A 10,302-nucleotide genomic window follows, 5' to 3' on the forward strand; every position below is an offset into this window, starting at 1 on the left:
GCGAAGAATTTGAAGAAGCCGCTATTGGCCGCTTCACGCTGAGCATATTTTTCCTGTTTGCCTTCAGCTTCGGCTTGAGGCACTGTAAATGCTTTGCTTTGCATGCTTTCATCAGCCACCTTCACCGCCGCGCCCTGACGGATACAGTCGCCGATAATGTGGTACTCATGCCAAGCGCGCATAGCTTCCTCGTCTGCCAATACGGCATCCAGCATCTCATCAGTCAATGCTTCACCGTCCATCAATGCAGACACATACTCCAATGCTTTATTTGTTTTTTCGTTCATTTTTATTACCACCTTTGATCTTCAGAAGTATCCAACAGCGGCCGCAAATCTTTTGCAATCAGTTCACGCGCTCTGAAAATACGCGAACGTACAGTACCTATCGGACAATCCACTACCCGAGCTATTTCTTCATAAGACAAGCCATCCATTTCCCTAAGCGTAATGGCTTGACGCATATCGTCTGGCAGTTGCGCAATGCTTGCTTCGACGGTCTGCAAGATTTCCCGATTCATCATTTCAGCTTCCGGCGTATGGTAATCCGCAATCTGATCGGTTAAATCAAGAACATCTCCCTCCTCATTGGCTGCTTCCGAGCTGACAAAAAACTGGCGACCCGAAGTGGTCAGAAAATTCTTTGCCGTATTGATACCGATACGGTACAACCACGTATAAAATGCACTCTCACCTCGAAAATTAACCAGCGCACGATAAGCCCTAATCATTGCCTCTTGGGTTACATCGTGCACTTCATGCTCATCCTGAATAAAACGGGAAATCAGTCTGTTTAGCCGACGCTGATACTTGGACATCAGCATCTCGAATGCCTTATGGTCACCTTTCTGCGCGCGCTCCACCAAAACTTGATCTATTTGGCGATCGTTCATACCCAACCTTTAATCGTTTTACTGCTTTAAACCAAAAAATAGTAAAGCGTGCTGTGCACAATAAAGACAGCATCGCTTTGAAATAGTTCCACAAGATTACATTTAATCGCAAAAGTTTATTCGTGCAGATGCTCTAATATAAGCTGTATTGCTTATTATATATACACTTAGCACAAGTAGTTAAATTACTAATACTTACTAAATTTACAGTTAGTCTCTTTGCTTTTCTGCTATATATTTGACCAACTTTTCATGAACAGGCAGATAGCCTTCGCCTATTTGAACATCGCTTCCCACCCGAAGATTAACAACAGCAAGGCACTTGTTGCCCATACTTAGGATAATCGGCCAATATTTACGGACGAGTGGCACAATATGACACTCTTGCAATAGTTTTTCGACTGATTTTTCCCGCTGTCCCGACTGAATCACATCACCTTTGGCCACACTTCTAAGTACCGCCGGCTTCTCCAACTCCTCTTCTGACAAACCTCCCTTAAACGGTAATAAAATGAAACCATTTTCCAGCAAAATATCTTTCAGACGGCCTCGAACTTCGCTGCCATTACACCAAGGCAGTTTTTGAAACTCACTTTCCTGATAAACAAATAGCAGATTGCGACATGCGACCAGTTCTCCATCTGGCAAATTCAACTGCGCCTGATCAGCGGTTTCCAATACTCGGGCAAAATCGGCAATACTGTGATAAGAAGGCAATGATTCCGTTCGCTTTCGCAAAAAATACCAAAGCAGCCGACGACGTAAAAGCGGCGTACATTGCCGCCACAGACTGATGCTGAATATTCCATTTGGACTAATACGCTGGTATTCAGACTCAATCAATTCATCTAAAAGCTGCAAATCTTCCTGCAATAACCGAACATTGGCACAAATTTGCTGCTCAAAATTCGGAATACGCTGCTGCCATTGCGGCAAAGCCTGATTTCTCATCCAATTACGTAAATAGCCGGAGTCTTCATTACTCTCGTCTTCTACAAAATACAGTCCCCACTGTTGCGCATACTCAGTCAATTCCTGACGAGAAAATGCCAAAAGCGGCCGCCAGATTTGAATCTCTTCATTTAAATCACGCCATACCGGCATGGCCGCCATACCGCGCAATCCACCCCCGCGCACAGCCGACAACATAAAAGTTTCGATTTGATCATTACGGTGATGGGCCAAAACAATGATTTTCTTCAGGCCGTCTGAAAATGCCTGATATCGTGCAGCCCTGGCCGCAGCCTCCAAACCTTTTCCTTGTTTTTCCACATTGACACGGCACACTCGCAAGACAACATTCAGACGCTGACAATAATCCTGACAAAATTTAGCCCAACTGTCGGCATTGGTACTTAAACCATGATGAACATGGACGGCACGCAAATCAAAATGGCGAAACTCGCGCATCCGATGCAAAAGATGCAGCAGGACGACAGAATCCAATCCGCCACTCAAGCCAACTTCAACAACAGTATGGCTCGGCAAATCAGGAAAAGCTGCTTGAAAACTTTTAAATAGGGAATCAGGGGATACTTGCGACATTTCAGACGGCCTAAAATTGTGAATGACTCAAAAATAGAACACAAAAAAAGCAAGCAGCGACGGCATCTGCTTGCTTCTTCAACAGTCAAACTTATTTATCGGTAAATTTACCGTAAGCCATGATGCGGTCGAAACGGCGGGAAAGCAAGTCAGGCATAGTCATGCTTTGCGCTTCGCTTAATTGCTGTTCCAAAACGGTTTTAACGTTTTTCATCGTGGTTTCAAAATCACGGTGTGCGCCGCCCAAAGGCTCATCAATCACTTTATCGATGACGTCCAATTCTTGCAGGCGTTTGGCGGTAATACCCAATGCTTGCGCGGCATCTGCTGCTTTTTCAGCAGTTTTCCAAAGAATAGAGGCACAACCTTCGGGAGAAATCACCGAATAAGTCGAGTATTGCAGCATATTGACGTAGTCGCCGACAGCCACTGCCAACGCACCACCTGAACCACCTTCGCCAATGATGGTGCACAAAACCGGCACATGCAAGCGGGTCAGTGCCTACAAATTACGGCCGATGGCTTCAGCATGGCCGCGATCTTCTGCTCCAATCCCCGGAGACGCGCCCGGCGTATCGACAAAAGTCATCACGGGAATATTGAATTTCTCGGCAGTCTGCATCAAGCGCAGTGCTTTACGGTAACCCTCAGGACGCGGCATACCGAAATTGCGGCGGATTTTTTCTTTGGTATCGCGGCCTTTTTGATGACCGATAACCATCACGCTTTGGCCGTTGAAACGCGCCAAACCGCCGACAATGGCATGATCGTCAGAATAATGGCGGTCGCCGTGTAACTCTTCAAAATCGGTAAAAATACCGTTGATGTAGTCCAAAGTATAAGGACGCTGCGGATGGCGGGACACTTGTGAAATTTGAGCCGGAGTCAGCTTGCTGAAAATTGACTTAGTCAACTCGTTGCTTTTCTTTTGCAGTCTGGCAATCTCGTCGGAAATATCGACGGCAGATTCATCTTGTACGAATCGCAACTCGTCGATTTTATTGGTTAATTCGGCGATGGGTTGTTCGAAGTCCAAAAAAACGGGTTTCATAAAACAAAGCTCTCGGTAACGGTTGCTGACATGATACGCTAATCAGACGTATTTGACAGCATTTCTCAAAGGGAAACTGCCATCTTTTGCAATAAAAAATCTTTCAGACGGCCTTTAACAAAGAAATAGTATATCTGCACTAAACGAATGAAGTGCCGTATCTTATGATAAACTTCAATTCAGTTCAATCATTTCAAACAGGCTATGAAAAACGATCATGACAATTCGTCCATGCGCTTGGACAAATGGCTGTGGGCCGCGCGCTTTTTCAAGACCCGCGCGCTGGCACAAAAACATATTGAGCTGGGCAGGGTTTTGGTAAACGGCTCGAAGGTGAAAAACAGCAAAAATATTTCTGCCGGCGACACCATCGACATGACTTTGAACTCCCTTCCCTACAAATTCAAAGTTGCCGCACTCAATCATCAACGCCGACCGGCACCGGAAGCACGTTTACTCTACGAAGAAGACATGAAAACGGCTGCCGAACGCGAAGCTCAAAAACAGCTCGACCAAGCCAGCCGCATCAGTGCCGCTTATCCGGACGGACGCCCAACCAAACGCGACCGCCGCCAGCTTGACCGTATGAAGCGCGATAGCTGGTAAAACGTTTCATCCATTGTTTCAGACGGCCCTATATCCATGCCGTCTGAAAACCAAAAACAGGCAGAACATCCTGCCTGTTTTTTATTTGTGATGATTAAAATTTATATTCTAACTGACCACGAATAACGTTTACGTCCTGCTTATCCGTGCCAACAGTAGGCGTAACCTGTTTGCCGGCTAAATAGAAGCCTTTGAGTTTCCAGTTTTTCCAAGGAATATAGGTCGCACCGATTTGCACGCCTTGGACGTTTTTGCTGTAATCCTCAACGGAAGAGACACCGGACAACGAACCGACACGGCGGTAGTTCAAGAATACGTCGTAAGAATTGCGGACGTTCCAGTCGGCTGATTTATAGCGCACTTCAGTGAACACGCCATCATTTTTGATTTTTTGGCCGGCATCATTATAGGCTTTGATATTGGACTTGCTGACTGCAGCCATCCAATGCCAATCGTCATTAAACTTGATGTCCGTACCGATTTCTCCGAAGACTGCATTTTTCTTCGCACCGCGTACATCGATGTCTTTCATGTAGCTGACGGTTGCGCCGACGTTGATATTCTCATTTACAGGCAACACGCTTTGAACTGCGGCAAAATGTCTGCGACGGCCACCAATGCCCCATGTGTTGTCGTTCAGATTGCCAGTACGGCGGCCCGCATAGATTTTGGTAGGCAGGGTTTTATTGTCAAAGAAGATTTCGCCGCCGGTAACTTCGGTATCCCATACGCGGCCGTATGAAGAGAACGCGCCAAATTTACCGACACGCGCTTTAATGTTGTTGTACAAAGTACCTTCGGCATACAGTTTATTCACCGGCACATCATGATCACCGTTGAATTTACCCGTTTCTAAATCAATATTCGGCTCGATTTGGGCAACCAACTTCCAATCTTTGTACAGTTTCGCGCGTAACCAAAACTCCGCATTGAAGTTGGCATTGGTATCTTCGGGCGTCGGATTAATGCCGCTGTTGTTGGCATTGATGTCTTTAGTATCCGCACGCACGCGCAAGCCACCATTCACAGTCAACAAATCATTAAAAATGCTTATTTTATCGTCATCTTTGCGAATGATACTGCCGGAATTGACGTAATCGTTGGTGGTAGCCAAAGCCGCCGCATCACGTCCGCCATCAGCATTTTCTGCCAAAGAATAAGACGATGAAGCCAATAAAATACAGGTTGCAATCAGTTTGGTTTGAAATTTCATGCCGACTCTCCAAAAGAAGGTATTGAAAGTGAAGTATTCGATAAAGCGTACAAATTATGAATTTTGTATAAATTATTCATTTTATTTACTAATTATTTTTATCGTATGTAAATTAGTGTAATCAGTCAAGCAGATTTAAACGCTTTATCCTCTTTCAGACGGCCTCTTGATTCAGGTCAAACGGAAGCCTGCTCATCAGACTGTTCAAACTGCCATTTTAAGGCATCGGCCAATGCCGTCCTGCGTTTTTGATGGCATCCCACAGCTTTACATAATTCCTCCGCATTTCCCCAAAACACAAAACGTTCACGCGCACGGGTAATAGCTGTGTAAAGCAAAGCCTTATCCAAACCCCGTGCCTCTTCTTCACTCTCCGTCGTTGCAGGCACTGACGGGGGCAACAGCCATACTTCCCGATATTCCGAACCTTGGCTCTTGTGCACCGTCATGGCAAAAGCCGATTCAAAATCGGGCAAACGGCTGATGGCAATTTTTTTGAATCCATCTTTCTCAGGAAAATAGGCAGACAAGCCATTCAACGATTCTTCATCTTTCATAATCAGTCCGATGTCGCCGTTAAACACTTCCAGCATGTAATCATTGTGCGTAATCATGATGATTTGTCCGGCAAACCAAGGCATTTCGCCCGAAACCTTGCCTTGTCGTTGCAAGTATTCTTGATAAGCCTGATTCAAATCATCCGCATCCTGCCGCCAAGCCGCCAAAACCACCACATCGGCCGCATGACCATAGGCGAGTGCGACATTATTCTCTGCCACAGCCTGCCAATAATCCTGTTGCTTTTGATACAGCAAGGCGACCTGCTCTTTCAGACGACCTGATTTCATTTCCAACTCTTTGGGGAACTTGTCAAACTGTTCGACCGCAGTTTGCTTTTCCCCGGACACCACCGCCCTTGCCAAACAGCCGATACCGCTGTCTGCACCAAAACGGTGGCTGAACGTCAATTTGGCATTGTTTTGCGATAAAGCCTGTGGCTGCCCTTTAATTTCAAAGCCATGATTGGGCAGGTACACTTCCAACTTTCCAGCAGTTTCTTTATCCAAAGCCGTCGGACGCGACAATGCCGCCAATACGGCTCCTAACCCAACCGACGGCAACTGGTTTTCATCGCCAAGCAACACCAGACGACAGCCGGTCGGCACGGCGCGCAATAAATTCAACACCAGCGGCAAATCCAACATTGAGGCCTCATCCACCACCAAAACATCCAATGCAAGCGGATATTCATGATTGAACGCAGGGCGCATTTGCGGCGGACGCAGTTTCAACAAACGATGAACAGTCTGCCCTTCCAAGTTTTCCAGATGCGCTTTGACGCTCGGAGACAAATCAAAACTGTCCAAAGCACGCTGTAAAGCTCGTGCCATATGCGCAGCTGCTTTGCCCGTCGGCGCCGCCAATGCGATACGGGGCAGCTTCGTACTGTTATTGCAAATCAGACCCAAAAGCTTTGCTACGGTCGTCGTCTTACCCGTACCCGGCCCGCCGGTAATCAGCATAAAGTTTTGCAGCAAAGCCAAAGCCGCAGCATCCCGTTGCTCTTTACTGTCTTTAGTATCAAACCAATCGCTCAGGCTTTTTGAAGCCGCCATAAAATTTACTTCTTCCGCCTCGGCACTGGCCAGCCGTTTGATTTCAACAGCCAAATCATGTTCCAACTGCCACATCCGCCCCAAAAATAATTTCCGACCTTGCAGGATAAGCGGTTTATCCGCATTACCGACCAAATTCGGCAAGTTGCTTAAGACATCAACATCCGCTTTATCCAAGTAAATAAACGAATGCCCGTTTTGCAAGGCTGCAAACAGTCGCACCACATAAGGCTCAATAACGGATGCACCCCGTACTTCGTGGCGGCGGAAAAACGCTATGGCCGCATCTGCGGCAGAGGAAAGGATAGAGTCGGTCGGATTCATGGCTCAGGATTGATTGATACGAAAAAAAAGAAAGGCCGTCTGAAAAACAGCGTTTCCATAAATGAAAACCTATTTTTCAGACGGCCTCTATTATACCGTTCAAAGCATAAAATATTTGCCTGAAATAATAACCTTATTGCAACACTTGCAGGCTACCATCTTTCATGGTCATTACCCGGTCGAAACGCTCAGCCAGCTCGTCATCATGGGTCACCACAATCAAGCTGGTGTTCAATTCGCGTTTCAAATCCAGCATCATGTCCAGCACATTTTGCGCATTTTTACGGTCAAGGTTCCCTGTCGGCTCATCCGCCAACAGGCATTTCGGCTCATTGACCAAAGCACGTGCAATCGCCGCACGCTGACGCTCGCCGCCGGAAAGTTCGCTCGGACGGTGCAGCATACGCTTATCCAAGCCAACCTTTTTCAGCATTTTGACAGCCTTCTCCTCAGCCATCGCCTTGGGCATTTTGCCGATTAAAAGCGGCATCATGACATTTTCCAACGCAGAAAACTCAGGCAATAAATGGTGGAACTGATACACAAAGCCCAAATAACGGTTGCGCAATTCGCCCAACTGTTTTTGGCTCAAACCGCCCAAATCCTGATCCATCAGTATCACCTTGCCTTCAGACGGCATATCCAAACCACCAAGAAGGTGCAGCAACGTGGATTTACCGCTGCCTGATGAACCAATAATACTCACGCTTTCCGCTTCGGCAACTTCAAAATCCAAATGATTCAACACTTGTACATTCAATGCGCCGTCATTATAGCTTTTGCCAACGCCAGTACATTTCAAAATTGTCTTACTCATAACGCAAAGCCTCCGCAGGTTGGGTTTTTGCTGCACGCCAGCTCGGATACAGTGTGGCAATAAATGCCAAGCCAAGCGAAATGCAGGCAATAACGGCGACATCCTTCAAATTCACATCGCTAGGCAGGTAATCGATGAAATAAACTTGAGAGTTAATTAAATGTACGCCGAACAGGTCTTCAAAAAACGCGACAATCTTGCCGACATTCCAACCCAGCAATACACCGCATACCACGCCTACAAGCGTACCGAAGAATCCCGCAAATGCGCCCTGCACCAAGAAAATCTTCATGACGCCGCCAGGGGACAAACCCAAAGTGCGCAAAATCGCAATATCGGCTTGTTTTTCCGTTACCGCCATTACCAAAGACGAGACGAGGTTAAACGCAGCAACCGCGATAATCAGTGTCAAAATGATGAACATCATGCGTTTTTCCAACTCAACGGCTTCAAAATAGCTGCGGTTGTTAAACGTCCAGTCACGCACCCATACTTCATCTTTTTTAGCATCGGGAATCAACTTGGCAATGAAAGACGGCGCATTCTGAGGATCAGCCAATCGTAAACGCAGCCCACCGACATTTTCTCCCAGTCGATACAAGACTTGCGCATCCTTGATATGCGTCATGGCCAATGTGTTATCGACTTCATAAACACCGGTTTTTACCACACCGACCACATTAAACTGCTTCAAGCGCGGCACTACGCCGGCAGGAGTAACATTCCCCTCAGGCGTAATCACTGTAACCTTGCCGCCAATCTCCGTGCCCAATGCCTCAGCAAGCCCTTGACCCAAAATAATATCAAATTCGCCCGGCTTCAAATCGTCAAAACTGCCGGCTGGCATATCCTTGCCGTAATCAACGACATTTTTTTCTTCAGACGGCAAGATACCGCGTATCTGTACACCGCGCACTTCCCCGGCATTGGCAAGCAAAGCCTGATCGGAAACATAAGGTGCGCTGGCCAACACTTCCTTTTTGCCTTTTACAAATTCGCGCAAATTCTGCCAACCCGGCGCACTGCCGACATCGTAATAGCCGATTTCCGCATGAGGTGCGACGTTCAACAATTGACCGCGTATCTCTTTCTGAAATCCGTTCATTACCGATAACACCACAATCAGCGCTGTTACGCCCAAGGCGATACCGGCGATTGAAATCATGGTAATAAATGACATAAAGCCGTTGCGTTTTTTCGCACGCAGATAGCGCAGGCCTATCCAAGTTTCTAAAGAAGCCATTCAAAAATGCCTCATTCGTTTGTCAAAAAAGGCTTATTGTACCGTAAAACCGACAGGTCGTCCGATTGCCCGACTGATGTAGCATTCAGGGATAAAGTGTATGTAAAACCATGTATCTTCCCGTAAATTCCGCCGAAAAACTTGCACAATCGGCCAATCGCCCTTATTCTGAAGCTGTGACACACTTTGTCACCATCAAAAAGGAAATACACTAATGAACAGCAAAAAATTCTTGGCCCTCGTATCCGTAGCTGTAGGTTTGTCATTCAGCTTCAATGCATATGCCGCCAAAGAAATCAAAATCAGTTCAAACAATACCGCTTACTCCGACGCCGATGTTCAAAAACTGGCAGCCACTGCTGTCGGCATGGGCGTAAAAGAACCTGTCAGCCTCAACAGCGGAAACGGTGTTGTTACCGTATCCGGCAGCAGCGCAACCAAATGCGCATTCAAAGTCGGCAACGGCGATACGCCTCAAATTCAAGGCGTGAGCTGCAAATAATCTGATTTCATCAATGAAAAGGCCGTCTGAAAAACATTCAGACGGCCTTTTTATATTGGCATTTAAGATTGGATATTTCTTCTATCGTAAACAGCCTGTGCCAAAGTACCGGCATCCACATACTCCATCTCGCCGCCCAAAGGGATTCCCCTTGCCAACCGGCTGACTTTATAAGGAAGATTTTTAAACAATTCCGCCAATACATACGCTGTCGCGTCGCCTTCAGCTGTGAAGTTGGTTGCAATGATAATTTCATCAATATCACTCGCCTGCAAACGGGCAACCAGCTTATCTAATGCCACTGCCGAAATATCCATGCCCTGCGCCGGACTGACTTGCCCCATCAAAACAAAATACAGGCCATCATGACAATTGGCCGCCTCCATACTGGAGACATCCGCCGGCATATGGACAATCATCAAACGGCTTTTATCGCGTTTTTCGTCCGCACAAATTTCACACAAATCGCCTTCGCAAAATGTGTTACACATCC

General features: G+C 46.7%; 10 protein-coding genes and 1 pseudogene. 2 read left to right on the forward strand and 9 right to left on the reverse strand.

Annotation, left to right across the window (positions count from 1 at the left end; translation table 11 throughout):
- The 4 genes and pseudogenes from Q1M25_RS05320 to Q1M25_RS05335 form a co-directional block, all read right to left on the reverse strand.
- The coding region (locus Q1M25_RS05320; RefSeq protein WP_300482578.1) for a sigma-E factor negative regulatory protein at nucleotides 1-287 on the reverse strand (287 nt) is incomplete at its 3' end.
- A 5-nt stretch (nucleotides 288-292) separates the two neighbouring features.
- Entirely contained in the window at nucleotides 293-892 is a 600-nt protein-coding gene (rpoE, locus tag Q1M25_RS05325) for an RNA polymerase sigma factor RpoE (RefSeq protein ID WP_004519728.1), read from the reverse strand.
- A 210-nt stretch (nucleotides 893-1,102) separates the two neighbouring features.
- Entirely contained in the window at nucleotides 1,103-2,437 is a 1,335-nt protein-coding gene (gene tilS / locus Q1M25_RS05330) for a tRNA lysidine(34) synthetase TilS (protein WP_300482582.1), read from the reverse strand.
- A 91-nt stretch (nucleotides 2,438-2,528) separates the two neighbouring features.
- Nucleotides 2,529-3,488, reverse strand: a pseudogene (locus tag Q1M25_RS05335) (acetyl-CoA carboxylase carboxyltransferase subunit alpha).
- 204 nt (nucleotides 3,489-3,692) lie between these two features.
- Between Q1M25_RS05335 and Q1M25_RS05340 the strand changes: the two are divergent.
- On the forward strand, nucleotides 3,693-4,094 hold the full coding sequence (locus Q1M25_RS05340) for an RNA-binding S4 domain-containing protein (protein WP_003679090.1): 402 nt from the start codon (nucleotides 3,693-3,695) through the stop codon (nucleotides 4,092-4,094).
- A 94-nt stretch (nucleotides 4,095-4,188) separates the two neighbouring features.
- Here the strand turns inward: Q1M25_RS05340 and Q1M25_RS05345 are convergent, their stop codons facing one another.
- From Q1M25_RS05345 to Q1M25_RS05360, 4 genes are all read right to left on the reverse strand, one after another.
- A complete protein-coding gene (locus Q1M25_RS05345) occupies nucleotides 4,189-5,307 on the reverse strand; it encodes a hypothetical protein (protein ID WP_300482587.1) in 1,119 nt (372 codons plus the stop codon).
- Nucleotides 5,308-5,483: 176 nt separating this feature from the next.
- Complete coding sequence (gene recD, locus Q1M25_RS05350) at nucleotides 5,484-7,247, reverse strand: exodeoxyribonuclease V subunit alpha (protein WP_300482589.1); 1,764 nt, start codon at nucleotides 7,245-7,247, stop codon at nucleotides 5,484-5,486.
- 133 nt (nucleotides 7,248-7,380) lie between these two features.
- Nucleotides 7,381-8,064 (reverse strand): lipoprotein-releasing ABC transporter ATP-binding protein LolD, encoded by a 684-nt coding sequence (gene lolD / locus Q1M25_RS05355; RefSeq protein ID WP_003683651.1) that lies wholly within the window; start codon nucleotides 8,062-8,064, stop codon nucleotides 7,381-7,383.
- On the reverse strand, nucleotides 8,057-9,307 hold the full coding sequence (locus tag Q1M25_RS05360; protein ID WP_254323693.1) for a lipoprotein-releasing ABC transporter permease subunit: 1,251 nt from the start codon (nucleotides 9,305-9,307) through the stop codon (nucleotides 8,057-8,059). The genes lolD and Q1M25_RS05360 overlap by 8 nt, the downstream gene beginning before the upstream one ends.
- A gap of 214 nt (nucleotides 9,308-9,521) precedes the next feature.
- On the opposite strand from Q1M25_RS05360, the gene Q1M25_RS05365 reads away from it, so the two are divergent.
- Nucleotides 9,522-9,809 (forward strand): hypothetical protein, encoded by a 288-nt coding sequence (locus tag Q1M25_RS05365; protein WP_003683377.1) that lies wholly within the window; start codon nucleotides 9,522-9,524, stop codon nucleotides 9,807-9,809.
- 62 nt (nucleotides 9,810-9,871) lie between these two features.
- Here Q1M25_RS05365 and Q1M25_RS05370 read toward each other — a convergent pair.
- The coding region (locus tag Q1M25_RS05370; RefSeq protein ID WP_300482594.1) for a toprim domain-containing protein at nucleotides 9,872-10,302 on the reverse strand (431 nt) is incomplete at its 5' end.

The sequence above is a fragment of the uncultured Neisseria sp. genome, from assembly GCF_951230505.1.
In the GTDB taxonomy this organism is placed as follows: Bacteria; Pseudomonadota; Gammaproteobacteria; order Burkholderiales; family Neisseriaceae; genus Neisseria.